Source organism: Nocardia sp. CA-135398 (genome assembly GCF_050955845.1).
Classification (GTDB): Bacteria; Actinomycetota; Actinomycetes; order Mycobacteriales; family Mycobacteriaceae; genus Nocardia.
On sequence record NZ_CP192084.1, the window covers coordinates 8,470,428 to 8,495,393 of the forward strand.

The 24,966-nt window shown below is 65.3% G+C and carries 24 protein-coding genes; 16 read left to right on the top strand and 8 right to left on the bottom strand.

Annotation, left to right across the window (positions count from 1 at the left end):
• Positions 1-23: 23 nt before the first annotated feature.
• The 3 genes from ACQP1T_RS37650 to ACQP1T_RS37660 all read right to left on the bottom strand — a co-directional run bounded on the left by ACQP1T_RS37650 (position 24) and on the right by ACQP1T_RS37660 (position 2,404).
• Positions 24-800, bottom strand: a complete 777-nt coding sequence (locus ACQP1T_RS37650) for an ABC transporter permease (protein ID WP_433757710.1) — start codon at positions 798-800, stop codon at positions 24-26.
• Positions 797-1,774 (bottom strand): ATP-binding cassette domain-containing protein, encoded by a 978-nt coding sequence (locus tag ACQP1T_RS37655; protein WP_433757711.1) that lies wholly within the window; start codon positions 1,772-1,774, stop codon positions 797-799. Before ACQP1T_RS37655 ends, ACQP1T_RS37650 begins: the two co-directional genes overlap by 4 nt.
• Positions 1,775-1,888: 114 nt before the next feature.
• Positions 1,889-2,404 (bottom strand): EXLDI protein, encoded by a 516-nt coding sequence (locus ACQP1T_RS37660; RefSeq protein ID WP_433757712.1) that lies wholly within the window; start codon positions 2,402-2,404, stop codon positions 1,889-1,891.
• A 195-nt stretch (positions 2,405-2,599) separates the two neighbouring features.
• Between ACQP1T_RS37660 and ACQP1T_RS37665 the strand changes: the two genes are divergently transcribed.
• The 7 genes from ACQP1T_RS37665 (at position 2,600) to ACQP1T_RS37695 (ending at position 8,197) form a co-directional block, all read left to right on the top strand.
• Positions 2,600-4,279 (top strand): thiamine pyrophosphate-binding protein, encoded by a 1,680-nt coding sequence (locus ACQP1T_RS37665; RefSeq protein ID WP_433757713.1) that lies wholly within the window; start codon positions 2,600-2,602, stop codon positions 4,277-4,279.
• Positions 4,276-4,935: an SRPBCC family protein gene (locus ACQP1T_RS37670; RefSeq protein WP_433757714.1), complete on the top strand. Its 660-nt coding sequence runs from the start codon at positions 4,276-4,278 to the stop codon at positions 4,933-4,935. The genes ACQP1T_RS37665 and ACQP1T_RS37670 overlap by 4 nt, the downstream gene beginning before the upstream one ends.
• Before the next feature lie 9 nt (positions 4,936-4,944).
• Positions 4,945-5,988, top strand: coding sequence for a 3-oxoacyl-ACP synthase III family protein (locus ACQP1T_RS37675; RefSeq protein ID WP_433757715.1), 1,044 nt, complete (start codon positions 4,945-4,947; stop codon positions 5,986-5,988).
• Positions 5,985-7,019 (top strand): aminotransferase class I/II-fold pyridoxal phosphate-dependent enzyme, encoded by a 1,035-nt coding sequence (locus ACQP1T_RS37680; protein ID WP_433757716.1) that lies wholly within the window; start codon positions 5,985-5,987, stop codon positions 7,017-7,019. The genes ACQP1T_RS37675 and ACQP1T_RS37680 overlap by 4 nt, the downstream gene beginning before the upstream one ends.
• Positions 7,020-7,142: 123 nt before the next feature.
• Entirely contained in the window at positions 7,143-7,523 is a 381-nt protein-coding gene (locus tag ACQP1T_RS37685) for a cupin domain-containing protein (protein ID WP_433757717.1), read from the top strand.
• 111 nt (positions 7,524-7,634) lie between these two features.
• The gene (locus ACQP1T_RS37690; protein WP_063045758.1) at positions 7,635-7,829 is read left to right on the top strand and encodes a ribbon-helix-helix protein, CopG family; all 195 of its coding nucleotides are present in this window, start codon (positions 7,635-7,637) and stop codon (positions 7,827-7,829) included.
• On the top strand, positions 7,826-8,197 hold the full coding sequence (locus ACQP1T_RS37695) for a type II toxin-antitoxin system death-on-curing family toxin (protein WP_433757718.1): 372 nt from the start codon (positions 7,826-7,828) through the stop codon (positions 8,195-8,197). Before ACQP1T_RS37690 ends, ACQP1T_RS37695 begins: the two co-directional genes overlap by 4 nt.
• Positions 8,198-8,245: 48 nt before the next feature.
• Here the strand turns inward: ACQP1T_RS37695 and ACQP1T_RS37700 are convergent, their stop codons facing one another.
• On the bottom strand, positions 8,246-8,653 hold the full coding sequence (locus ACQP1T_RS37700) for an SdpI family protein (protein WP_433757719.1): 408 nt from the start codon (positions 8,651-8,653) through the stop codon (positions 8,246-8,248).
• Between the two features lie 128 nt (positions 8,654-8,781).
• Here ACQP1T_RS37700 and leuS point away from each other — a divergent pair, with 128 nt between their 5' ends.
• Positions 8,782-11,631 (top strand): leucine--tRNA ligase, encoded by a 2,850-nt coding sequence (leuS, locus tag ACQP1T_RS37705; RefSeq protein WP_433757720.1) that lies wholly within the window; start codon positions 8,782-8,784, stop codon positions 11,629-11,631.
• A 25-nt stretch (positions 11,632-11,656) separates the two neighbouring features.
• On the opposite strand, the gene ACQP1T_RS37710 is transcribed toward leuS, so the two are convergent.
• Positions 11,657-12,352: an SDR family oxidoreductase gene (locus tag ACQP1T_RS37710; RefSeq protein ID WP_433757721.1), complete on the bottom strand. Its 696-nt coding sequence runs from the start codon at positions 12,350-12,352 to the stop codon at positions 11,657-11,659.
• Positions 12,353-12,554: 202 nt separating this feature from the next.
• Between ACQP1T_RS37710 and ggh the strand changes: the two genes are divergently transcribed.
• Entirely contained in the window at positions 12,555-13,892 is a 1,338-nt protein-coding gene (ggh, locus tag ACQP1T_RS37715; protein WP_433757722.1) for a glucosylglycerate hydrolase, read from the top strand.
• A gap of 170 nt (positions 13,893-14,062) precedes the next feature.
• Complete coding sequence (locus tag ACQP1T_RS37720) at positions 14,063-14,722, top strand: glycoside hydrolase family 25 protein (protein ID WP_433762529.1); 660 nt, start codon at positions 14,063-14,065, stop codon at positions 14,720-14,722.
• A 65-nt stretch (positions 14,723-14,787) separates the two neighbouring features.
• On the opposite strand, the gene ACQP1T_RS37725 is transcribed toward ACQP1T_RS37720, so the two are convergent.
• Positions 14,788-16,860, bottom strand: a complete 2,073-nt coding sequence (locus ACQP1T_RS37725; RefSeq protein ID WP_433757723.1) for a PhoX family protein — start codon at positions 16,858-16,860, stop codon at positions 14,788-14,790.
• Between the two features lie 281 nt (positions 16,861-17,141).
• Here ACQP1T_RS37725 and ACQP1T_RS37730 point away from each other — a divergent pair, with 281 nt between their 5' ends.
• Complete coding sequence (locus ACQP1T_RS37730) at positions 17,142-17,387, top strand: hypothetical protein (RefSeq protein WP_433757724.1); 246 nt, start codon at positions 17,142-17,144, stop codon at positions 17,385-17,387.
• 58 nt (positions 17,388-17,445) lie between these two features.
• On the opposite strand, the gene ACQP1T_RS37735 is transcribed toward ACQP1T_RS37730, so the two are convergent.
• Positions 17,446-18,249, bottom strand: a complete 804-nt coding sequence (locus ACQP1T_RS37735) for a hypothetical protein (protein ID WP_433757725.1) — start codon at positions 18,247-18,249, stop codon at positions 17,446-17,448.
• 79 nt (positions 18,250-18,328) lie between these two features.
• Positions 18,329-18,868: a lipoprotein LpqH gene (locus tag ACQP1T_RS37740; RefSeq protein ID WP_433757726.1), complete on the bottom strand. Its 540-nt coding sequence runs from the start codon at positions 18,866-18,868 to the stop codon at positions 18,329-18,331.
• A gap of 146 nt (positions 18,869-19,014) precedes the next feature.
• Between ACQP1T_RS37740 and ACQP1T_RS37745 the strand changes: the two genes are divergently transcribed.
• The 5 genes from ACQP1T_RS37745 to ACQP1T_RS37765 all read left to right on the top strand — a co-directional run bounded on the left by ACQP1T_RS37745 (position 19,015) and on the right by ACQP1T_RS37765 (position 24,950).
• Positions 19,015-20,334: a hypothetical protein gene (locus ACQP1T_RS37745; protein ID WP_433762531.1), complete on the top strand. Its 1,320-nt coding sequence runs from the start codon at positions 19,015-19,017 to the stop codon at positions 20,332-20,334.
• Positions 20,334-21,380, top strand: coding sequence for a hypothetical protein (locus ACQP1T_RS37750; protein ID WP_433757727.1), 1,047 nt, complete (start codon positions 20,334-20,336; stop codon positions 21,378-21,380). Before ACQP1T_RS37745 ends, ACQP1T_RS37750 begins: the two co-directional genes overlap by 1 nt.
• Positions 21,380-22,915: a tetratricopeptide repeat protein gene (locus tag ACQP1T_RS37755; protein WP_433757728.1), complete on the top strand. Its 1,536-nt coding sequence runs from the start codon at positions 21,380-21,382 to the stop codon at positions 22,913-22,915. The genes ACQP1T_RS37750 and ACQP1T_RS37755 overlap by 1 nt, the downstream gene beginning before the upstream one ends.
• On the top strand, positions 22,912-24,177 hold the full coding sequence (locus ACQP1T_RS37760; protein ID WP_433757729.1) for a CHAT domain-containing protein: 1,266 nt from the start codon (positions 22,912-22,914) through the stop codon (positions 24,175-24,177). The genes ACQP1T_RS37755 and ACQP1T_RS37760 overlap by 4 nt, the downstream gene beginning before the upstream one ends.
• 518 nt (positions 24,178-24,695) lie before the next feature.
• Positions 24,696-24,950: a MerR family transcriptional regulator gene (locus ACQP1T_RS37765; protein ID WP_433757730.1), complete on the top strand. Its 255-nt coding sequence runs from the start codon at positions 24,696-24,698 to the stop codon at positions 24,948-24,950.
• Positions 24,951-24,966 lie beyond the last annotated feature (16 nt).

Consider the following 24,966-nt stretch of genomic DNA (forward strand, 5'->3'; position numbering starts at 1 on the left):
GGCGGGGGATCGCTCTCGGCGGTTCAGCGCTGGGCTTGCTTGCGGAAGACCGAGGTCGACCAGAAGTAGCCGAGCAGCCCGAGGCCGAGGCACCAGGCGATGGAGATGATGCCGTTATTGCCGATCTCCGTGCCCATGAGCAGGCCGCGGATGGTTTCGGTAAGCGGTGTGAACGGCTGGTATTCGGCGAACTGACGCATCACGACCGGCATGGTGTCGGTGCCGACCAGGCCGCTGCCGAGGAACGGCAGCATGATCAGCGGGAAGGGCATATTGCTCGCGCTCTCCGGACTCGACGCGACCAGTCCCATGCCGACCGCGAGCCAGGTGAGTGCGAAAACGAGCATGGCGAGCAGCCCGAATGCGGCGATCCACTCGATGACATTCGCCGAGGGCCGGAAACCGACGAGCACGGCGACACCGACCATGGCGGCGATACCGAGCAGGGCCTGGATCAGTGCGCCGACCACATGTCCGGCGAGTATCGCGGACTGCGAAATCGCCATGGTGCGAAAGCGATTCACAATGCCCTTGGTGGTATCGGTGCAGACCGAGACCGCCACACCCGCGGTCATATACGCCGGGATCATCAACAGCATGCCGGGGGTCAGGTAGTCGATGTAGTTGCCGCCGGACGACTTCTCCAGTGCGCCACCGAAAACGAAGTTGAAGGTGAGCAGCAGGATGATCGGCATGAGGATGATGCTGAAGGTCATGCTCGGGTACCGCTTCGCATGAAGCAGGCTGCGCCGCAACATCGTTTTAGAGTCGGCGAACGCGTAGGTCATCGTGCTGCTCATCGCACGGTCTCCTTGTCGGCGGTGGGATGTCCGGTGAGGGTGAGGAATACGTCGTCGAGGGTGGGGGTGTGCACCGAAAGTCCGGCCACCTCGATCTGCTCGTAGTCGAGCCGGTCGAGCACCGCGCGCAGCGATTTGACTCCGCCGTCGCTGGGGACCGCGAGGGTGAACTCCTCATCGGCCGCGTCATCGACGACGCGCGCCTCCGGTCCCAATGCCGTTGCCGCGGCGGCGAGTCCGGGCTGATCGACGAATTCCAGGCGGATATGTCCACCGGGTATCCGCCGCTTCAATTCGGCGGCCGTGCCCTCGGCGACGATCCGGCCGTGGTCGAGCACCGCGATCCGGTCGGCCAGTTGATCGGCCTCCTCGAGGTACTGGGTGGTGAGGAAGACGGTCACGCTGTAGTCGTCGACCAGCGTGCGGATCATTTCCCAGATCGCCCGCCTACTGCGCGGATCCAGGCCGGTGGTCGGCTCGTCCAGGAAGATGATGCGCGGATCGCCGACCAGCGTCATGGCCAGATCCAGCCGCCGCACCATGCCGCCGGAGTAGGTGGCCGCGGTCTTGTCACCGGCATCGACCAGGTCGAAGCGCTCCAGCAGCTCCGCGGCCAGGCGCTTGCTCTCGCGGCGCGGCAGATGGTGCAGATCGCCCATCAGGACCAGGTTTTCGCGGCCGGTCAGCAATTCGTCGACCGCGGAGAACTGGCCGGTGACACCGATCGCGGTGCGCACGGCATCGGGTTCGGTGACCAGATCATGGCCGTCGACGCGGACCTCACCGGCATCGGGACGCAGCAGAGTGGTGAGGATCTGCACGGTGGTGGTCTTGCCAGCACCGTTCGGGCCGAGGAGGGAGTAGATCGTGCCCTCCTGCACCGTGATATCGATGCCGTCGAGCACCACCTGCTCACCGAACGATTTACGCAGGCCCTGCGCCGAAATGGCGAGAGCGCGATGACCGTTGGTCATGGTCTTCCTTTCGAGAATTTCATCATTGAATGCGAATGACCGCATGTTTCAGCCGCACCGCGCCCGGAGTCCGGTGCGGCGTTGGAGCTGGTATTCGGTTGGTATCGAGTCCGATTAGATGTCGAGTTCCTCGACCGGCGGACGGTCGGCGATCTGGGCCACCCGCTCGTAGAGCTTGTCCGGAATCTTTCCCTTCAATTCGCCGAGTGAATCGACGATCTCGAAAATGAAGTCGCCCCAGTCCTGATCACCGACGCCGAGCATGCGACGCCAGTTCGTCAGATCCTTGACCCAATTGGTGCTCTGCGGGTACTCGTCCCAGTTCGAGTACTGGGCGTGCATGACGAATTTGCCCTTCCGACTGCGATATATCCGGACGTGTTCCATGCGCTCTTCGTTCACGTCGCGATGCTCGCCGAGCAGGGCGCCGGAGAAGCGGACCTGGCGCACGCCGTTGTGGCCCACCCGCAGCACCACCTCGTCGTAGCCCTCCAGCCTGCCCTCTTCCAGCTCGATGAACCGCCGCAGGGCGGTGGTCACCGCCCCCGAAAGGTTGCCGCCGACCAGCTCCTGCGCACGCTGGAACAGTGGCAGATCGTCATCGGCAACATAGATCGTCTTATTGGGCATGAACTCACTATACGTAGATGTATACGTACACGCAAGCTGTGGCCGCTCACAAGTATTTCCCGACCGCCTCGTGCGCGGAGTACATCTTGCGCGAGGGATTGAACCGGCCCTCGGCCCAACTCGTAGTTCACGTGTACGCGATGTGTGACCCTGCCTGCGCTTCGGCGCCTGCTGGTCACTGCGAGAGGAGTGCCGATGCCGAGCAGAGTCGTAGATTATCTGGTCCGAGCGGTTTCAACCCTGGGGGTGCAGCACATCTTCGGTGTCGACGGCGCGAATATCGAGGACCTATACGACGCGCTCTTCGACGCGCCGGACGACGTCGCGGGAATCGTTGCCAAGCACGAGTTTTCGGCCGCGACCATGGCCGACGGCTACGCCCGCTCGACCGGCGGACTCGGTGTCGTCGCCGCCACCTCCGGCGGTGGCGCGATGAATCTCGTTGCCGGACTTGCCGAGTCGTACGCATCCCGGGTGCCGGTGTTGGCGCTGGTCGGGCAGCCGCCGACCGCCCTGGAGGGCAACGGCGCATTCCAGGACTCCAGCGGGCTCGCGGGCACCATCGACGCCGCCCGGATGTTCGGCGCGATCACCCAGTACTGCGCACGGGTGGACAGCGCCGCCGATCTGCCCGACAAGTTGTCCAGGGCCGTCGACGCCGCCCGACGAGGCGGTCCAGCGGTCCTGCTGCTGCCAAAGGATGTGCAGCAGAGCGCTATCGGCGATATTCCGCCGTTCCGGTCGGCACCGCCGACGCACCGGCGCGATGAAAGCGGCCTGGCTCGGGTGCGCGCGGCGCTGACCGCGGCACGCACGGTCGGCAAGATCGTGCTCATCGTGGGTGACCAGGTCGCGCGCGACGACGCCCGTGCCGAACTCGCTCGGCTCGCACGCACCTTGGATGCCTCGGTTGGCGTCGCCCCGGATGCCAAGGACACCTATGACAATGCCGACCCGGCGTTCTGCGGTGTCGCCGGAAGTATGGGGCATCCGGAGTTGTCGGCGGCACTGCGCGCGGCCACCCTGTGCCTGATCGTCGGCACCCCGATGCCGATCACCGCGCGCACCGGGCTGGACGAACTGCTGGCCGGGTGCACCGTCGCGCATATCGGTGTCGCCGCGCCGTATCTGTCCGCGATCCACGCCACCAGTACCGACCTCGCGCGGGATCTGGCCGAACTCGCGGACGAATTCACCGAGGGTGTCGAAGAGTCGAGCCATCCGTATCCTCCGCACGCTCTGACATCTCTGCGGGTGCCCGAGTCGACCGGTCCCGGGCTGCGCTATCGCGAACTGGTCGAGACGATCGAGGCGTTATTGCCCGAGGGCACGGATGTTTTCGCGGATGCGGGCAATACCGGGGCCGCGGTGGTACACCATCTGCGGGTGCCGCGCGGCGGCCGATTCGTGGTCGCGCTCGGCATGGGCGGGATGGGCTATGCGTTCGGCGCCGCGATAGGTTCGGCATTCGCCCGGCATCGCGGACCGTCCGGAATCAGACGCACTGTCGTCGTCGCAGGTGACGGCGCGTTCTACATGCACGGCATGGAATTGCACACCGCGATCGAACATCAGCTGCCGGTCATCTTCATCGTGCTCAACAACAACGCGCACGCCATGTGCGTCACCCGCGAACAGCTCTATTACCAAGACCGCTACAGCTTCAACCGATTTCGGCCCGCACAACTGGGTGCGGGCATCGATGCGATGTTCCCTGAACTGTCCGCCTACTCCGTCCGTACTACCGCAGAGCTGGCCATCGCACTGGGGCGATGCGTCGAATCCGAAGGGCCCGCGTTCATCTCGATCGACGTCGACCCCGACGAAGTTCCCCCCTTCATCCCCTTCCTCGCGACATTGGAGAAGAAGCCGTGACCACAAGCGCCCTGCCCGCCCTCAGCGACATTCCGGAAGACGTAATCCCCGGTGTGCTCCGGATCGAGAACTCAGATAAGGACGCGACGACGCCGATCATCATGGACATGCTGCGGTCGGTGTATCCACACGACCAGATCTTCGGCGAGTTCTGTCCGGTACAGGCGTATATCGCCGCGCCGCCGGATGAGGTGTGGGAATACCTGGCCGATACCCGCAGCCTGGAGGAATGGACCTACAGCCTGCGCGGCTTCACCGAGACCGAGGAACCGGGGCTGTGGCTGGCCTGGGACCGGCTCGGACCGGAGACCAAGATCTACACCCGCACCGTCGCGCACCGCGAGGCCATGACCGTCGACTACCACTGCGCCTGGGATCAGAGTCGGCACCTGTGGATGATCTATCTGCTGCGGGTGATCGATGCCCAGGTGGTGTTCGACAAGCCGGGTTCGGTGGTGCTGTGGGTGAACTGCCGTCACCCGTTCTACGACGAAAACCCCTATCCCGAAACGGCTCCCGAAAAGCGGCCGGTGTGGGTGGGCGACTTCTGGGACATGTTCTCCGCCGGGCACCAGCTGGAGATGGACAACCTCAAGGCGATCTGCGAATACCGTGCGGCAAACGGTCTTCCGATCAAGCCCGACTGGATGAAGTGAGGCCGCACCATGAATTTCTTCAATCCGGAAGCCCATGGACTGCCGACGGTCAGCCTGGTCGATGTGGCGAGCTATCTGCCGGGTGAGCCGGTCGGCACCGAATATTTCACGCAGTACAGCCGATCCGATCGGATGGCCAAGAACGTCATGTTCCGCTCGCCCAAGGCGCGCCACCATGTGGCCAGGGACGAGACCGCGGTGGACATGGTCGAGCGCGCCGTCGCACCGCTGATCGAACGCCATGGCGGACAAACGATTACGGATATCGACGTGCTGATCACGCACACCCAGCTGCCGGACAATCCGGTGATGGGTTGCGGACCCGAGGTGGCCCGCCGCCTCGGGATGAAGCCCCGCTTCGCCTACGACGTGCACAATGGCGGCTGTGCGGCCTTCGTGCACATGATGGCCATGGCCAGGATGATCCTGCAGACCACCGACGCCCGCACCGCGCTCATCGCGGCCACCCAGAACTGCGCGGGCCCGGTCTTCACCCAGACCGAGATCCGCAAGCTCGCCCAGGCCCCGGTCCCCGGTGACGCCTGCGGTGTCGGACTGCTCGTCAAGGACGATTCCGCGCCGATCCTGGATATCGAATGCCGCACCTATCCCGAATTCGCCGGGGATATGGAGTTCTCGACCAATGGCGAGCGCAAGTATTGGGAGCCGGGCGAGGGCCAGGGCTGCGTCAGCTTTTCCGAATCGAAGATCACCAAGGTGTTCGCCCGCGGCAATCGGCTGGTGCCGGAGGTGGCATTGGCGGTGTGCGACCGGATCGGGGTGAAGGGCCGCGATATCGACACCTTCGTCACCAATCAGCCGAACCGGTTGTTCCTGCGCAACTGGCACGATGCACTGGAACTGCCGCCGGAGCGGCATCCGGACACCTTCGACCAGTGCGGAAATCTGTTCGCCGCGGGCATTCCGGTCACACTCGATACCGAGAATCGGGCGGGTCGGCTGCGCAACGGCTCGGTGGTGCTGTTGTCGGCATTCGCGCACGCCGGTGATTTCGCCGGTGCCGCGGCGGTGCGCTGGGGTGCGGCGAGATGAGCGTGCGGGTGGCCGATGAATCCCGGCCCTCGCAACAGCACCGAAGTCGGCGGGCGCAGGCGCGCTTCGATCTCAGCCTGAGCGAAAATCCGTTTCCGCCACTGCCTTCGGTGCTCGTCGCGGTGAACAGCGTACTGGCGCAGGCCAATCGCTATCCGGAATTCCTGCCGCGGCGGCTGCCGAGGATGATCGCGGGGCACGTCGGAGTGCATTCGGATCAGGTGGTCGTCGGATCCGGCGCGACCGGGGTGGCCATGCAGATCATCCAGGCGTTGACCAAGCCTGGTGACGGAATCGTCTACGGGGCACCGACTTTCGACGGCTATCCGATCATGGCGGAGATGGCCGATCTCGACGTCGTCCCGGTGCCCCTTGATGCCGCGGGCAATCAGGATCTGTGGGCGATGACTAAGGCCATCGACAGGCGAACCGGTCTGGTGGTGGTCTGCCGTCCGCACAATCCGACCGGCACCGTGATACCGGCCAGTGAGCTGAAGGCATTCCTGTGCTCGGTGCCGCGCCGGGTGCCGATCATCCTGGATGAGGCGTATGCCGAATTCCTCGGTCCCGCCGATCAGGTCGACACCATGGCGCTGCTGAATCGGCATCCGAATCTGCTTGTCCTGCGCACCTTTTCGAAGGCCTACGGACTGGCGGGTCTGCGCATCGGCTACGCCTTCGGGCGCAGCGAGTTGATCAGCCGGGTGCACAGGCTGCAGCTGCCGTTCGGGGTGAGTTCGGCGGCGGTGGCCGCGGTCGCCGCGTCCTACGCCGCGGAACCCGAATTGGCCGCGCGCATCCTGCGCATCACCACTGCCCGCGAGACCCTGCGCAGTGCGTTGCTACGCCGACACATCGCCGTGCCGCGCAGCTACGCCAACTTTCTCTACCTGCCGGGCCCCGGCGTAGCAACGGCGCTGCGCCGGGCCGGCATCGCGGCCAAGGCGTATCCCGACGGCAGCGCGCGCGTCGCCGTCGGGGACACCGAAGCGGACAACGCGGTGCTGAAGGCACTGGAGTCACTGCGCTAGGTGGGATGGAGCGGCGGCGTTCGCGGAATCGATGCGGTTTCCGCTGCGCCACCGCCTCAGCCCCATGGGGCCGGGCAGGCATGGTCCACGAACTCCCTCGCGCGGTGGTTCGATGGATTGGTGATGTGGTGGCGGGAGTTCGAGGTGAATGCGGCACCGGCGCGTGGGACGGCGAGTCGGGTGCTGTTTCGGTTCACGCTCGGGCGGCGTGCGGTCGTCTTTCGCCAGACTGTGATCGAGCCGGGTGGGACCAGTGGGTGGCATTACCACGATGGCACGCTGCTCGTTCTCGTCGCGCGCGGCACCCTCGACCATCCGGGCTCGGACTGCGCACCGGTCACCTACCGGCGCGGCCGAATCTTCCGGGAACCCAGCGGTCCGTCCTACCCCCATGTGGCGCGCAATCTCGGGACGACACCGGTGACGCTGTTCGTGCTGTACCTGAACCCGATAGGTAGCCCGCTATCGCGCCACGTCGATCCACCCGAGTGCGCCGAACAGTAACGCAACCCGCGCGCAGTGGGGAGAGCGAATCCCGCCCGATGGCTATCTCGCCCGCCTCGCCAGCACTGCCGCGTCGGCTCAATATGGTATCTGACAGGTATCATGCGGATTATGGCGATGACCTTGCGACTCGATGATGACGACGACCGGATGCTGTCCGAGGAAGCCGCGCGCACCGGCCGCTCCAAACAAGAGATCGCGAAGGAAGCGATCCATCTGCATCTCACCGCGAACCAGGAAGTATTCGAGGCGATGCTGGCACGCACCATGGAACGGCACGCTGAATTGCTGGAACGGCTCGCGTGACGCGATACCTGACGGTCCACGAACTTCTCCTGATCGCGCGGGCTGTGAACCGCGGTACCGACGCGGTCCGGGATTACGGATTACTCGCCTCCGCCGCCGCGCGTCCGTCCACCAAGGTGTTCGGCACGGATCCATATCCGGAGTTGTTCGAAAAGGCTGCCGCGTTACTTCATTCGCTTGCTCGCAACCATGCCCTGATCGACGGCAACAAACGCACTGCCTTCCTTGCGGCGGCGCTCATGCTCGAACGTAACGGCGTCGTGCTTGGCGTGCTCCCCGACGAACAGGAACCGATCATGATTGCCGTCGCCGTTGGGGACATGGACGTGCCCGAGATCGCTGAGCACCTGCGGAAATGGAGCGAATAGCCGTGCGCACGACGTCGCGATCAAGCCTGCGCTGACGCCGACCCGAACTCAGTTGGTCGGAGCGCACGCGTCGCGCAACGAGCACGCGCCGCAGGAGGAACCGCAGCCGCCGATCTCTTGCGCGGGAGCCAACGATTCGACCGCGCGAGCCGCGGCATTCGCGCCCGCGCCGAGCGTGAACAGCGCCACCGTCGCTGTGACTACCGCCACGATGAGTGCCGGGAAGCCGCCCGCGGCCAGGGCGACGAGGCCGCCCGCGAAGAGCAGTGCGCCCGCGGCCACGGAGGTGGGGGCGGCGACGCGGTTGGCGATGCGGAAGGTTTCCGCGTCGTGCAGTGCCGCCTCGGTGTGCACCCCGACGAAGCGGTTGCGTGGCAGCTGCCCGGTCAGTCCGAGCACGCCGGTTCCGATGGCGACGATGGCCAGCACGAACAGGGCGAGAGCGACGACGAACACTCGAAAAGGCTAGCGCACCGCCGCCACGTCGGATCCAGCCCGGCCCGATTTTCGGTGCATGAGCCCGGACGTTCTACCCTGATAGACACATCTATGACGGGGATCGGCGAGAACAAGAAGGCAGGACCGTGGCGGACACTCGTGCAACCGAAAGCGATGTACCGGAGCACAGGTACAACGCTGGCCTCGCCGGCCGGATCGAGCGCCGGTGGCAGCGGACCTGGGATGAGCGCGGGACCTTCCACGCGCCGAACCCGGTAGGCCCGCTCGCGGGTGCGACCCCCGAGGACAAGCTGTTCGTACAGGACATGTTCCCGTACCCGTCCGGCGCGGGTCTGCACGTCGGGCATCCGCTCGGCTACATCGCCACCGACGTCTTCGCGCGCTATCACCGGATGCACGGCCGCAATGTGCTGCACGCGCTCGGCTATGACGCATTCGGTCTGCCCGCCGAACAGTACGCGGTGCAGACCGGTGCGCATCCGCGCCAGACCACCGAATCGAATATCGCCACCATGCAGCGCCAGCTGGACCGGTTGGGCCTCGGCCACGACCGTCGGCGCTCGTTCGCGACCACCGATCCGGAGTTCTACAAGTGGACGCAGTGGATCTTCCTGCGCATTTACAACGCTTGGTACGACCAGGATTTGGACCGCGCCCGACCGATCGAGGAACTGCGGGCACAGTTCGATTCGGGTGCGCGCCCGACGCCCGACGGCCGCGATTGGCAGGATCTGACCGCCGCCGAACGCGCCGAGGTGCTTGACTCCTATCGCCTGGTGTACCAAACCGATTCGGTGGTCAACTGGTGTCCAGGTCTGGGCACGGTGCTGTCCAACGAAGAGGTCACCGCCGACGGTCGCAGTGAGCGCGGCAACTTCCCGGTATTCCGGAAGCGGCTGTGGCAGTGGATGATGCGCATCACCGCCTACTCCGACCGACTGGTCGACGACCTGGATCGTCTGGACTGGCCGGAGAACGTAAAGGCCATGCAACGCAACTGGATCGGGCGATCCCGCGGCGCGCAGGTGAAATTCGACGCCGACGGTCAGCAGATCGAGGTCTTCACCACCCGGCCGGACACCCTGTTCGGTTCCACATATGTGGTGCTGGCTCCCGAGCACGAGCTGGTCGACAGGCTGACCGCGGAGGTCTGGCCCGCGGGGGTCGATCCGCGCTGGACCTTCGAGGACGCCGGTGACCCTCGGGAAGCCGTTGCGGCATACCGCAAGGCGATCGCGGCCAAATCGGATCTGGAGCGGCAGGAGAACAAGGAGAAGTCCGGCGTCTTCCTTGGTTCCTATGCGACCAACCCGGTGAACGGCGCTCAGGTGCCGATCTTCATCGCCGACTACGTGCTGGCCGGTTACGGCACCGGCGCGATCATGGCGGTGCCGGGACACGATCAGCGCGACTGGGAATTCGCCTCGGTCTTCGGCCTGCCGATCGTGGAAGTCATTTCCGGCGGGGACATTTCGACCGCCGCCTACTCCGGTGACGGCGCGCTGGTGAACTCCGATTACCTGAACGGCCTGTCCGTCGAGGAGGCCAAGGCCACGGTGATCGCCCGGCTGGAGGCCGACGGCCACGGCAAGGGCACCGTCCAATACAAACTGCGCGACTGGCTGTTCGCCCGTCAGCGTTACTGGGGTGAGCCGTTCCCGATCGTCTACGACGAGGACGGCGCACCACACGCACTGCCGGAATCCATGCTGCCGGTCGAACTTCCGGAGCTGGACGATTTCGCGCCGGTCACCTTCGATCCGAACGACGCCGACTCCGAACCGTCGCCGCCGCTGGCCAAGGCCACCGATTGGGTGCATGTCGAACTGGATCTGGGCGACGGACCCAAGCAGTACCGCCGCGATACCAATGTCATGCCCAACTGGGCGGGCAGCTCCTGGTACCAGCTGCGCTACGCCGACCCGACCAATGCGGATGCGTTCTGCGCCAAGGAGAACGAGCAGTACTGGCTGGGACCGCGCACCGCGGAGCACGGCCCGAACGACCCGGGTGGCGTCGATCTGTACGTCGGCGGTGTCGAACACGCGGTGCTGCACCTGCTGTACTCGCGGTTCTGGCAGAAGGTGCTGTTCGATCTGGGTGAGGTGAGCGGTTGCGAGCCGTACCGTCGCCTGTTCAACCAGGGCTACATTCAAGCGCACGCGTACACCGACGCGCGCGGTGCGTATCTGCCCGCCGCCGAGATCATCGAGCGCGACGGCAAGCACTACTTCCCCGATCCGACGACCGGTATCGAAATCGAGGCGTTCCAGGAGTACGGCAAGATCGGAAAGTCGCTGAAGAACGCCATCTCACCGGACGAGATGTGCGATATGTACGGCGCCGACACCTTCCGCTTCTACGAGATGTCGATGGGTCCGCTGGATACCTCCCGGCCGTGGGCGACCAAGGATGTCGTCGGTGCGCACCGGTTCCTGCAGCGGGTGTGGCGACTGGTCGTCGACGAGGAGTCCGGCGCGGTCCGGGTCACCGACGCGGCGCCCTCGCAGGAGACGTTGCGCCTGCTGCACAAGACGATCGCGGGTGTGGACGACGATTACGCCGCACTGCGCGATAACACCGCGGGCGCCAAGCTGATCGAGCTGACCAACCATCTGACCAAGAGCTACCCCGGCGGTGCACCGCGCGAGGTGGTGGAGCCGGTGGTGCTGATGCTGGCGCCGATGGCACCGCATATCGCCGAGGAACTGTGGGAACGGCTGGGGCACAAGCAATCCCTGGCGCACGGTCCATTCCCGGCGGCGGATCCGGCACTGCTGGTCGATGAGTCGGTGGAGTACCCGATTCAGGTGAACGGCAAGGTGCGCAGCCGAATCCAGGTGCCCGCCGACGCCGATAACGCGACCATCGAGGCGACCGCACTGGCCGATGAGAAGATCGCGGCCGTGCTGGGCGGCAAGGCGCCGCGCAAGCTGATCGTGGTGCCGGGGCGGCTCGTCAATATCGTCGCGTGAGTCCGGAGCTCAACCGGCACCGAATTCAGTAGGGCCGCAGCACGATCTCGGTCGGATGGCCGTCGCGCGGAGTGTCGATAGCGGCACGCACAGTCCCCGCGACGGTCTCCGGGCTCAGGAATTCCTCCGCGCGATACTCGCGACCCTCACCCGCGATGATCTCCCGCTGCATATCGGTATCGATGCGGCCGGGATGGATCGAGGTCACCCGCAGCGTCGGCTCCTCGAGCCGCAACGCGTCACCGAACGCACGCAAACCGAACTTGCTCGCCGCATAGGAGGCCCAACCCGCATTGGCCCGCAATCCGGCGCCCGAATTGATCAGCACCACATGACCGTTGGCCGCACGCAGCGCGGGCAGTAGCAGTCTGGTCAGCTCCGCGACCGCGATCACGTTGGCCTCCAAGGTATTTCGCCACTGCTGCACCGAGGAGTCGGCGATCGAACCGAGGTCGGCGATACCGGCGTTGTGTACCAATACATCCAGCCGTTGAATCGACGAAACCGCTTCCGCCACTGCGGAATAGTCGGTCAACTCGACCGGCCATCCGGTGGCGCCGGGCAGTTCGCCTAATATCGCGCGCAGCGCCTCGGCCGAGCGGGCGCCGAGCAACAGATCGTGGGTCGGTGCGAGTTCGCGAGCGATCGCGGCGCCGAGCCCGCGGCTGGCGCCGGTGATCAGCGCGGTCGGCTTCGGTGTGCTGGTCACGGCGGAGGTCATGGAGTCACCGTATCGGCCACCGAAACGGGTCGTAGCACTACCCGCGCGCGCGGCGATGGATGCATAAAGCGAATAAATGGAATTCACGGACGGGGCATGCAGAGTGAGATCCGGCGCACAACAGCTGGCCACCAGGGCGCACCAGGACGAGACACGAGTCACTGAGCGGGCGTACTTGCGGGTGTCATCGCAAAATAGGGGGATGGCACACCCGGGTTTCACCCCAACACAGCTCGCGGCCCGCGCCGCCTACCTGCTACGGGGGAATGATCTGGGCACCATGACCAGTGCCGCGCCCCGGCTGTATCCGCACATGTGGAGCTGGGACGCCGCCTTCGTCGCGGTCGGGCTCGCCCCGCTGAGCGTCGAGCGCGCCGTCATCGAACTGGACACGTTGCTTTCGGCGCAGTGGAAGAACGGGATGATCCCGCACATCGTGTTCGCCAACGGTGTGGACGGCTACTTTCCCGGCCCGTCCCGCTGGGAGTGCAAAAAGCTGGCCGCCAATGCCCCGGACGGTCCGGACACCTCCGGCATCACCCAGCCGCCGGTGCACGCCATCGCGGTACAGCGCATCCTGGACCATTCCCGCCGCCACGGCCGCAGCACCAGGGCGGTGGCCGAGGAATTCCTGAATCGGCGCTGGCCGGATCTGGTGCGCTGGCATCGCTGGCTGGCCCATGCGCGCGACCCCAAGGAGAGCGGCCGGATCACGCTGTATCACGGCTGGGAATCCGGCATGGACAATTCGCCGCGCTGGGATCGGGCCTACGCGAATGTGACCCCCGGCGATCTGCCGCCGTATGAGCGCGAGGATCTGCTGGTGGTCTCCGACCCATCGCAGCGGCCGAGCGATCGCGAATACGACCGCTATCTGTGGCTGGTCGAGCAGATGCGCCGCGCCGGATACGACGACTACCAGCTCGCCTCGACCATGAGCTTCGCGGTGGAGGACGTCTTCGTCACGGCGATCTTCGCGCTGGCATGTGAGGTGCTGGCCAATATCGGCGAGGAGTACAAGCAGCCCCATGCCGATGTCCGCGAACTGTATTCGTGGGCGGAGCGTTTCCGCGCGGGCGTTGTCGCGACCACCGATGCCCGCACCGGTGCGGCCCGGGATTTCGACGTGCGCCTGCAGCGCTGGATCAATACCGAAACCCTCTCGATGTTCGCCCCGCTGCTGTGCGGGGGCCTGCCGCGCGATACCGAACGCAGTCTGTTGCGCCTGTTCGAGGGCCCGCGCTTCTGCGGCCACCCGGATCTGCGCTATGCCCTGCCGCCGTCCACCTCTCCGGTCTCGAAGGACTTCCGCTCCCGCGAATACTGGCGCGGCCCGGTGTGGCCGGTGATGAGCTGGCTGTTCTCCTGGGTCTTCGCCCGTCGCGGCTGGGCCGAACGCTCCTTCATGCTTCGCGCCGAAGGTCTGCGCCAAGCCAGTGACGGCAGCTTCGCCGAGTACTACGAGCCGTTCACCGGCGAACCACTCGGCAGTATGCAGCAGTCCTGGACCGCGGCCTCGGTCCTGGACTGGCTCGGCTGACGCATCCCCGCCGAGGAGAGGGATCAAGACTGTGAATACCGAGCAAATGCCTCAGCTGTAACTCTGGTCACAACAGTCGGTTGTCGCTATCGTCGAAAAGCATGGATAGCACACGTTGGAGATCGACTCGCGCTGTTGCGTTGTCCGCGATCACGTTGGGCAGCATCCTGATGGCTACCTCGACGGGCACTGCCGCGGCCGAACCGAGCGGCCCCGATGTGTCGTCGTGGCAGCATGTCGACGGCCGGTTCATCGACTGGTTCGCGGTGCGCGCGGCGGGACACGCCTTCGCCATGGTGAAGGCGACGGAGGGCGTCAATTACATCAATCCCTATTTCGTGCCGGACAGCCTTCTGATGCGGGCGGCGGGCGTCGCGCGCGGGACGTATCACTACGCGCGACCGAATCTGCCGCCCGAGCCGCAAGCGGCGCTGTACGCGACGGTCGTGCTCGGCCAGAACGGGCCACTGGATCTGCCGCCGGTGCTCGATCTGGAAAATGCGGGCGGACTCGGTCCGGCCGGGCTGATCGACTGGACGCGTCGGTATCTGAATACGGTCCAGGCACTGACCGGACGGGTGCCGATCATCTACACCTATCCGAATTTCTGGAAGACGGCCATGGCGAATACCAATGAATTCACCAGGTATCCACTCTGGATCGCCGACTACCGCGGCAACGAACAACCCGAGGTCCCGGGCGGCTGGCCGACCTGGACCTTCTGGCAGACCACCGACAGCGGCCGCATTCCGGGGATCGCGGGCGGCACCGATGTCAACGTATACAGCGGCGCCCAAGGCGATTTCGCGCGCTACGCCAATATGGGCTGAACAGCACGAAACCGCTACTCCCTGCAGGTTGAGTAGCGGTTTCGTGTGTTGTGCAGGGGAATCGACTAGGTGCCGATTCTCCCGCCGCCCTTCTTCCACACCGACACGACGGCGGGTCTGGGCAGACTATCGCCACCATCGGGCCAATGCGAGGCGGGCTTTTCGGCGGTCGCGTCATCGCGTTCGCCGGGATGCTGGACACACACGGTGACCCGCTGCTCCGACACCGTCGGACCGCAGGTCTCCGCGCCGAATGGGACGGTCAGGAACTGTTTGGTCTCACCGCGATTCGGCCCGTCGAGCACCACGGAGAACAGGCCGTCATTGGCGCCGTTGGCCCGCGAGGCATCGGTGGAGATCCACAGATTTCCGTAATCGTCGAAGGCGAGATTGTCCGGCGCCGCGATCGGGCTGACCTTGGCCTTGTCGAAACCGGCGAAGTAGGTGTCGGTGGTCTTCGGATCACCGCACAGCATCAGGATATTCCAGGTGAATGTGGTGCCCGCGTGATCGTCGTCGAGTTCGAGCACCTGCCCGAACTTATTGATATTGCGCGGATTCGCCTCGTCGATGGCGGGCTTGCCCTGCGCGCCGCGCTGCTCGTTGTAGGTCAGCGCGACATAGACCTTGCCGGACTTGGGATTCGCCTCGAAATCCTCGGGACGGTCCATCTTGGTCGCGCCGACCTTATCGGCCGCCAACCTGGTGAATACCGAAACCTCTTCAGCGGTGAAGCCGTCCACCTTCGAGGTGGCCTTGCCGTCTTCACCGGTGACCAGCAGCGGAATCCATTGACCGGTACCGGTGAAACCCTTATCCGAGGGCACCGTGCCGTTGCCGTCGATCTTGTCCGGGTGATCGCCGGTGAATTTGGCGACGTACAGCGTGCCCGCGTCCAGAATCGTCAGGTTGTGCCGCATGCTCGCCTGGCCGTTGCCGGACTGCACTTTGCGCGACGAGACGAATTTGTACATGTAATCGAAGCGCTCGTCATCGCCCATATAGGCGACCACGGTGCCGTCCTTGGCGACATGAATGGTCGCGGCCTCGTGCTTGAACCGGCCGAGCGCGGTGTGCTTGATCGGCGCGGCCGCGGCGTCCCACGGATTCACCTCGATGACCCAGCCGAATCGGTTGGCCTCATTGGGTTCCTTCGCCAGATCGAAGCGTGCCTCGTGCCGCTCCCACTTGCGCTCGGAGGCGCCGTTCGGGAAGCCGTAGCGCTTGAGCCTGGCCTTGGCGGCCTCGTCGGTGACCTTCTCGCCGTTGGCGAAGTACTGGTTGATGTTCTCTTCACCGGAAAGCACTGTCCCCCAGGGAGTCAGACCACCGGAGCAGTTGTTCAGGGTGCCGAGCACTTTCGCACCGGACGGGTCGGCGCTCGTCTTCAGGAAGGCACTGCCAGCGGCGGGTCCGGTGACCATGAATTCGGTGGTGCCGGTGATGCGGCGGTTGTACTTGCCGAACTCGGTTGTCAGCTTGCCGGTTCCGGATTCGCCTTTGACCTGGACCACCGAAAGACCGTGCGCGGCAATGGCGGTCTGGTAATGCTCGAGTGCGGGCTCTTCCTTGTTGTAGCCCTTGAACATCTGCGGTTCGGTGGTGTACTCGTGATTCACCACCAGCAGGTAGGTATTCGCCTGACCCTCGATGGGCAGTATCGCCGCGAAGTCGTTGTTGAAGCCGAACTGTTCGGCCTGCGCGGCCGCGGACTGGGCATTCGGATCGAACTTCGGTGCGTCGGCGAATAGCGGGTCGCCCCAGCGGATCACGATATTGTGTTCGTAACCCTCCGGAATGACCAGTGCGTCATCGGAATTCGCCGCGACCGGTTTGAAGTTGGTGCCCACCGGCACACCGTCGACCAGCGAGCCGCCCGCCGCCAATTCGACCTTGTCGTCGTCGCCGCAGGCCGCGAGCACACCGGCTGCGCCGACCGCGACCACGACACCCGCACTGCCCTTCAACATGCCGCGCCGCGTCAGCGCCGCGCGCACCATGTCGCCGAAGTACTCGTTCTCGGAGGTGTTCGGAACATCGTGAAAGCAGGCGTTACCGCATTTGTACTGACAGGTCATGGCCGAGCGCTTCGGCTGGCCGTCCCGCTTCACGAACAGGGCGAGGGGCTTCGGGGTCACGATCAACTCCTGACATAGTGCTGACCGGCGCACGGTAAGCCGCTCAGGCGATGCACAGGAAACAGTCAGATGAACGCCCGACCAATTAGGTAACCCTTAATTTGCGAAGCTATCGGGCGGCGCTTGCCCGCTATCCGCGCACTGACCGAATACTATGCGTTTTACCTGGTAAAATATCCAAGATTTCGGCCGGACTCACGTAGCGAGCTACTCATGTGCGACCACCTTTCCAAGAGGAGGATCGGTATCGAGGACATGAGTACCGAGTCAGGAGTAGTGCGATGACTTTGTCCGGAGGAAAGTCCGAGCTCACCCCGCAGGCGCTGGACTATCTCGATTCGATTCTCGCGGGTGCGGTGGCCGAGGCCCGCGCCGTACTCGTCGACCACGACCATATGGGTGAAGAGGGCGACGGCGGCTGCAACAGGTGTACCCATCCCACCTGTGTCGGCTTCATCCCGGGCGGTGGTGCGGTCTGCAAGCGTCCCACCTGTCGGCACAGCTTTTTCAGCCACCGCGTCTTCTGACGCACAAACAAATATTGCTCCCGTTCCTGGTGAACGAGAGCAACATTCGGGTCCGGGGCTACGCATTGACTTGCAGTGCGATCACAACCTCTTGTTCGTTCTCCGGCAGATAGTGCACCTGGATGATGCGACCGACCTGCACTTGGGCCACGCTGGCGGGCGGCAGGAACTTGTCCACACTCGTGGTGAAAGTCGTTCCGTCGGGCCGGGTTACCACCAGGCCGAGCTCGATCTTGGAATACCCGTTGCGAATTTCGCCGGGCACCGAAAGCGACTGCACGACTGCCTGAGCGGTGATACCGCGCTCGGCGATATCGAGTTTGGCCTTGGTGGTGAAGCCCTTTCGGATCATGGATTCGTTCATGGCGCGCTGCGACGCCGACATATCGCCGGAGCGGTCGACCTCGACCTTGTCGGTGCGATCGGGCAGATAACGCACCGGCAGCACGACACCGGGCTGTAGCAGGGCGAGTTCGGTGAGCGGAACGATCATTTTGGCGTGCGAGTCGAAGATCTTGCCGTCGACGCCCTCGACGCTGAAGTCGATGCGGATCTGCGGCTGGTCATTGACGGTCAGGCCGGTCTGCCGGAACGACTTGATGGTGCCGATGCCGACCAGACCGTCGCGGAAGGCCGAACTGTTGTTGCCGGTGAAGGCGGCGAGGATGCCCTCGCCGGTGAAGGCGAAGACGATCGGGACGATGGTGAGGGCGATGATCGGGAGCGCCATCTGCGGCCCGACCCAGGCGAGCGTGCCGTCGTCGAAGGGGCCGTAGCTGGTGTAGGTGAGGCCGTGCCAGAGGTAGTAGCCGATCGAGAGGACGAGGAAGGCGGCGGCGAGCGAACGGGCGATGGTTTTCATGATTTTCCCTTGTCTATGGGGAGGTTGCCCGCTCACACCCCTCGTTCAAGGGGCGTGAGCGGGGATGGTCAGGTGTGGGTCAGCCGCCGACCACGGTCGAGCAGGCGAAGGTGATGTCGAATTTCGAGCTCTTCGGGCTCGCCGTCGGATTGGTGAGATCGGGTGCGCCGACGCCCTCACCGGTGACCTTGTAGGTGTTGCCGTCCTTGACGACCTTGGCCGAACCGCCGGGCATGCCGTTGCCGAAGCCGAGGGCGTAGGGCAGGCCGTTGGCGCCGCCCTTGCTGCCCGCGACCGCCACGGCCTGCACGTTGTCGGCGCCGGTGATGGAGGCGCTCACGCTCAGGGTGCCGTAGGCGGCGTTGTTGGTATCGCTGAGCGCAAGGGCGATGGTGTCACCCTGCTTGGCGCAGGTGGTCTCGAATTTGCCGTCGAGCGCCTTGCCGTCGACCGAGGCGGTCGACTTGCCCGAGGCCGGTGCCGGGGCGGCCGAGGTGCCCGGCTTGGCCGAGGTGGGCGACGAGCTGCCCGCGTCGTCGCTGCACCCGGTGACGAAGAGCGCGAGAGCGGCGGCCGAGGCGGTGAGAGCGGCGGAGATGCGGACCGGCTTGGTGTTCATGATCTGTTCCTTTTGCTTCGTTCGGCTCCGGTGTTGGGCCGATACGAGAAAGGTAGAAATCGAACGCGCCCTACCGATCCCAGGTTTTTCGGAGTCTGAAACGGTCGAAGTTCCGTTAACCTGGTCGAATGCGACGGCCGCGCGCGATGGTGCTGGACGAGGTTTGGCGCCGACTCGAGGGCGTCGAACCGCTCAGTGGACCCCACGGCGGGCCACTGCGGCGGACCGTGAAGCTGATTCTTGATCCACTTGTCATTCGCCCGGTGCAGCATCCGCTGTGCGCTGGCCCGATCCTCACCGCCGACGGCGCGGTCCTGCTGGCCACTCGAATCCATGCCGCCGCCGATGTGCTGCGCGCGACGGCTGCCTGGTTTTCCCTGCTCAAACAGGTCCGGCGGGCACTGCGGATCACCGAGGGCAATCCGCAGGATCTGTATTTCCAGCGCGCCTTCGAACTGGCCACCACATCCGGTATGCCGGATCCGAACCGGGACCGGGCTACCGCCGAGGCGACGCTGCGCGATGTCCACGAATTCGCGGCCGGGCGCACGACCCAAGCGCTCAAGGAGTACATCACCGCGGGTGCGCGGACTGCCGAACTCGGGTCGTTGATCGATATCGCGTGGGGACGGCGTCCGGTGGGCGGACCTACCGGCGATCACGCCGAACGGTTCGCGGCGCTGCTAGAGGCATCCGCGGCTCGCGACGGTCGGACCGCCGAAGGGCAGCGGACATTCGATCAACTGGTCGCCACCCACGCCGGGACGCACGGGGGAATCCGACTATGGGACAACCGCTTCGAACCCACCGCACATCAGCTCGGGCTGACCGCGGTGCCGATTCCGCAGCCACCGACGCTCGGCTCCTCGGCCTCGAAGGCCAGTCTCGGACTTCCGTTCGATCGCACCATCTACGAACGCGTATTCACCGTGCTGCAGGCGTCGAGCGAACGGGCCGAACTGCCGCCCATTCCGGAACTGGTGACTACGGAGATAGCCCGAAGTTGTTCGCCCTGGGCACTTTTGGATGAGTCACTGCGAGTCGCGGCGACGGCGGGAGCCGCCCTCGCACTCGGTTTGCGGCCGATCGCATCGCATGACGCGCAGTCGGCAGCGGCCGAAACGGCGGCGCATCGGGTGATCAACGGCCGCTGGCAGCGGGAGGCATATGTCCTGCAGGCACGGCGGCTCGCCGTGCGCACCGATATCGAAATGCCCAGTGGCCCACTGGCGGCCATCGCCACCGAGCTGCGGACACCGTGGCGGCCCTATCTGCGGCGACTGTGGGTGCGCCTGCACGGTCGCGATGTCCGGGAATTCGGCGTCTACGAACCGGACGAGCTGTGGGATCTGCTCGACGGTGTGGCGCGCTCGGTCATGCTGGACCATCGCATGCGGGTCAAACAGGCGCTGAGCGTGCGTTCCCTTGTCACCGAGCCGGATCCGGCGGAATCGAGGGCGAGCTGATGAGCGCAACCGTGCGAATCGAACCGGCTGGGGACGGGATCTGGGTCGTCGCGCCCGACGGAGCGCCGACGGTGTTGGACCATGCCGCGGCGATAGATGTGATGGTGCTCGAGGTTGTCGGCGGTCATCTGTCTTGGAGTCTGCTTGCGGGACAGACGATTCCGGCTGCCGTCATCGATGATGTCGAGCTGGCCCAGGACTGGTTGTGGGCGGTGTACGGCGAGCGGATCGCCGTTGCGCTCGCCGATTCCGAGAGCGGCGAAACCGAATTCACCGATGAGGCAGAACCCGCAGTGCCCGATCTGGTTGCCGCGGCCTGGCGGCTCGGTTTCGCGTATTGGGCCGCGCGATGGTGGCCCGCGTCGACGATCGACGGCATCACCGCGCTCGACGATCGGCTGCTGGACGAAGAGATCACGACCCTGCGCGCGCAGTGTGAACCGCTCATCGGTGACGACGAGCCAGACCCGGACGATCGCCCGGCATTCACGGATGTCATCGACTCGATCGAAATATCCTCTCGCGCAGAGGATTACGCCCTTGCCGCCGGTGGCGGCGCGGACCGTCCCGCCGGGGCACTTTCGCTGGGGCGGGGCACCGTCGGATGGGATTGGCGACGCTGCCCGCCCGGTCTCATCGATGCGTCGGAGCGGGCGGTGTCCTGGGAATCGACACGTGGTTCGGGAACCACGACCGTCCGCGTCACCGCCGTCGCCGCGCCCCAGTTGGGCTCGGAAGCACCGGCACACCTGCACCCGCGCGCCCTCATCACCACTCCGGTCGGCACGGCCGAGGCCGAGCTGGATCTGGTCGGCGAGCTGTGGACCGGCGCGGCCAGCACGCCGTCGGATTCCGTTTCGACGGTGGATGTCTATGTGCCCGGTGTCGGTGCACCCGGCGAACCCGAACCGGGTGGTCCCGAGATCCGGCGACAGATTCGTGAGCTGGCGGCCGCACGGCTGCGTCGGGCTACCGCTGCCGACGATGCCGTCGATGCGCCTCTGCTCGCCGAAATCGCCGCCGCCGCATCGGATTCGGACTTCTGATGGCCGCCGATGACGGTCGCGAAAGACTCGCCGAAGGGGCGGCCGCCTATCAGCGCGGCGATGTCGCCGAGGCCAGGCGGCTGTTCGAGGAAATCGCGCGGACCAGCACAGACGGCCTCCGAGTCAGCGCGCTGGTCAATGCCGCGAGCATGTGCGATGAACTCGGCGACCATGCCGGGGCGATCGTCATGTTCCGCGCGGCGCTCGCGGAGATGCCCGCCGATGCGATCGAAAAGCGGCCCGCCGCACTGATCAACCTCTCCCAGGCGCTACAGCACGTCGGCGATCTCGACGGTGCGCAGCAGGCGCTGGAACAGGCCCGAACCCTGCTCACCGAACACAATGACGAGAGCATGCAGCGGGTGGCCTGTCTGCTATCGCTGACCGCGGTGGCATTCCATCGCCAGAGCTGGGCCTACGCCATCGAACTCGCCACCGAATCACTCGATGCGGCAGTGCGTTTCGCGCCACACCTGGCCGGACATCCACTCTCGACGCTCGGTGGTATCTACTTCGAGACCGGACGGCGCGACCTCGCCGTTGACTTCATGGGCCAGGCGCTGGCGGCCTTCGAGGCCGCCGGTGATCGCAATGCCGTCGCCGAGACGGAACAGAACCTGGCCATCATGTACGTCAGGTCGGATCGGTTCGACGAGGCGGAACAGCCGCTGCGGTCGAGCCAGGAGTACTTCGAGCACGCCGAACTCGGATATCGCGCCGGCGTCGGGCTGAAGACCATGGGGTTTCTCGCCGAGGGCCGTGGCGATATCGATTCGGCGCATCGGCTCTATCGCCACAGCCTGGACTATTTTCACGAATCCGGTGCGGTGCTCGATGCCGCCGATGTGCGCGTGCGCCTGGCGACGGTGGCCTATTCGACCGGACAATACGACGAGGGTGCAGCACTCATCGGCGAGGCATTCGCCGCCTATGCCGAGCGCGGGCTCGGATTGCACTGTGCCCAAGTCGATTTCTGGCATGCGGCGCTGTTGGAGCCGGTCATCGAGACGGCCGAAACGCCGGACGCCGAGCTATTGGGGCGGGCAGTCGAACTCGCGGTGGCGTCGGCGCTGGCCATCGATGCCGTCCGTTACACCCTGCCCAATGGCAATCAACGCGAGAAATGGAATCGCCAGATCGCCGATCCGGCAATGCGGATGGCATTCCGGTTCGCCTATCTATCCGGCAATGGTCCGCTGATCGTTGACCTCATCGAAACGCAATGCGCGGGTACGACATTGGATATCGCGAGATCCACGGTCGCCGCACCACCGCGATTGCCGCTCGAGCTATTCGATCCACCAGCCGAGGTGGCGCAACCGACGGTGCAGGTCGGAACCGGGCCGCAGCGTGGGTCGGCACCGCAGCTGGGCACGGCGCTGGCCTCGGTCGCGGCGAGTGCCGGACTGCCGGTGGTGCCGCCGCCGCGCGTGACCGTCGCGCCGGACGGACATATCGCACTGGCCGCGTACATCGAGGCCGCCGAACTGCGGTACGGCCATCCGGTGCGGGACAGTCGGGTGCTGCCCGCATGACCACATCGGAGCGACCGACCGTCATCGTGCGGATGGCGGATGCGGGCGATCTGTATATGTCGTGGCGCTGGTTAAGCAATGAATACGCCCAGGGTGCCAGCATGCTGCCGGGGGATGCGATCACCGAGGCCGTCGCGCAGTTCGCGCAGGCACTGCCGAATCCGGCAATACCCGATGGTCTCGGACACGCGATGACCACCGGTGCTTTCGCCTCATATGATGCGGAATATCTGGTCGCGCAGTCGCTTTCGCGCGCATTGCTGCCCTATGGCTTGGCGGCACAGTTGTATGACCTGCATGTGCGCGGTGTGCGACCGCATATTCGGGTGCAACCCTCGCCCCGAGTAGCTCAGATCCCCTGGGAGATCATCGCTCCCGACCCGGCGTTGCGCCTAGTGGATATCGCCGATATCAGCCTGCTCGCCCCCGCCAGCATCGTGCACGGTCCGGATCGCACCGCGCGGACCTGGTCCGAGACGAGTGCGCTGCCGGTGGTGGCCGTCCTCGACCCGCGCGTCCCCGGCTTCCGCGCCGATTCCGCGCTCGGATCCGTCCTCGGTCGAATGGACCCCGAAGCCCCACTCGCCCAACGGGTTGCCTCGTATTCCAGCCAGGGCAGACTACTGCCCGCGGTCGATGATCCGATCGAGGCATTCCGTCGCACCGATATCGATAGAAACTGGTTGAGCGAAGCGCTGCGCGGCGGTGCCAGCCGCCTGACCTATGTGGGGCATGTGACCGCGGCCGCCCCCGAATCCGGCCAAAGCGAAGCCTCCGAACTACATCTCGCCTGCGATGCCGAATCGATCGGTTTCGCCATCCCGATCCGAGCGCACCGACCGCTCTCGGCCAAGGACCTATTGCTCGGCACCCACACCCTCACCACCGAACCCGTTGCCGGACCACAACTCTGGCCCATTCCGAGCCGAGTCGCCCTGATCGCCTGCGAAAGCGGCGGCGATATGCGCTTCAGCGAGGCGCTCGGCCTGGTCGCCGCGATGATCAACGGCGGCGCCGAACTGGTCACCGCCAGCCGCTGGCCCCTGCCCACCGACCTCGCGTTCCAACGCCTGGCGGGTGCACCCCCCGAAGCCCGCCCCCTGCAAGACGCCATCTGCGCCATCGACGCCGCCCACGAACACCCGGACCCGGTAACCGCCCTCGCCGACTGGCAACGATCTCGCCTGGTCGCTTGGCGCACCACCCGAGCCATTGAACACTCCCCCCTCCTCTGGTCCGCCTTCGCCACCGTCCGCACCTGAGCTCAGCGCGAATGACCACATCCGGTGGTCTGTTCAGCTGAGCGGCGATCGGAATTTCCCGCCGTGACCTGGCCCGCCGACACGAAAAAATCTGTAGCGGCAACTGTAGACATTCGCCATGCGGTGCGGTAGCTTCTATGACGTCGGAACAGAAGGAAGTATCCAAGCGGCACGGGAGATGATGAACTGCCCGTGATTGGTAAGACGGCGGACGCGGCCACGGGACCAGCAGATACGACGGTCCCAACGCCCGCCGGGCAAGAAAGATGAAGTTGCACCGGAAAGATGAAGTAACCCCGTGAGGAGAAAGGAGGCGTTGCCCGTCGGGTCACCCGCGAAGATGTTTGGTCGGGGTGATCGCCGACGTCTCGGTTACATGTCGGAAGACGAAGTAATTCCCCCTTTCAGTGCCCCGGTGCCGCAGGCACCGGGGCACTTCGGCGTATGGAGACCTCACGATTTCTGAACCCACGACCGCGAACGAGAAGTTCGACGATGACGACTACCCCGCCTACACGATGGGCCGAGCCGCGGAAATGCTCGGCACCACCCAAGCGTTCCTGCGCAGCCTGGACGAAGCGAAACTGATCACCCCGCAGCGTTCCGCCGGCGGGCACCGTCGCTACTCCCGCTATCAACTGCGTATCGCCGCCCGTGCCCGCGAACTCATCGACCACGGCACCCCGCTGGAAGCAGCGTGCCGAATCATCACCCTCGAAGACCAACTCAGCGAAGCACTCGAACTCAACACCAAACTCACCGAGCAGGACTGAGCAGGTCCTCGCCACC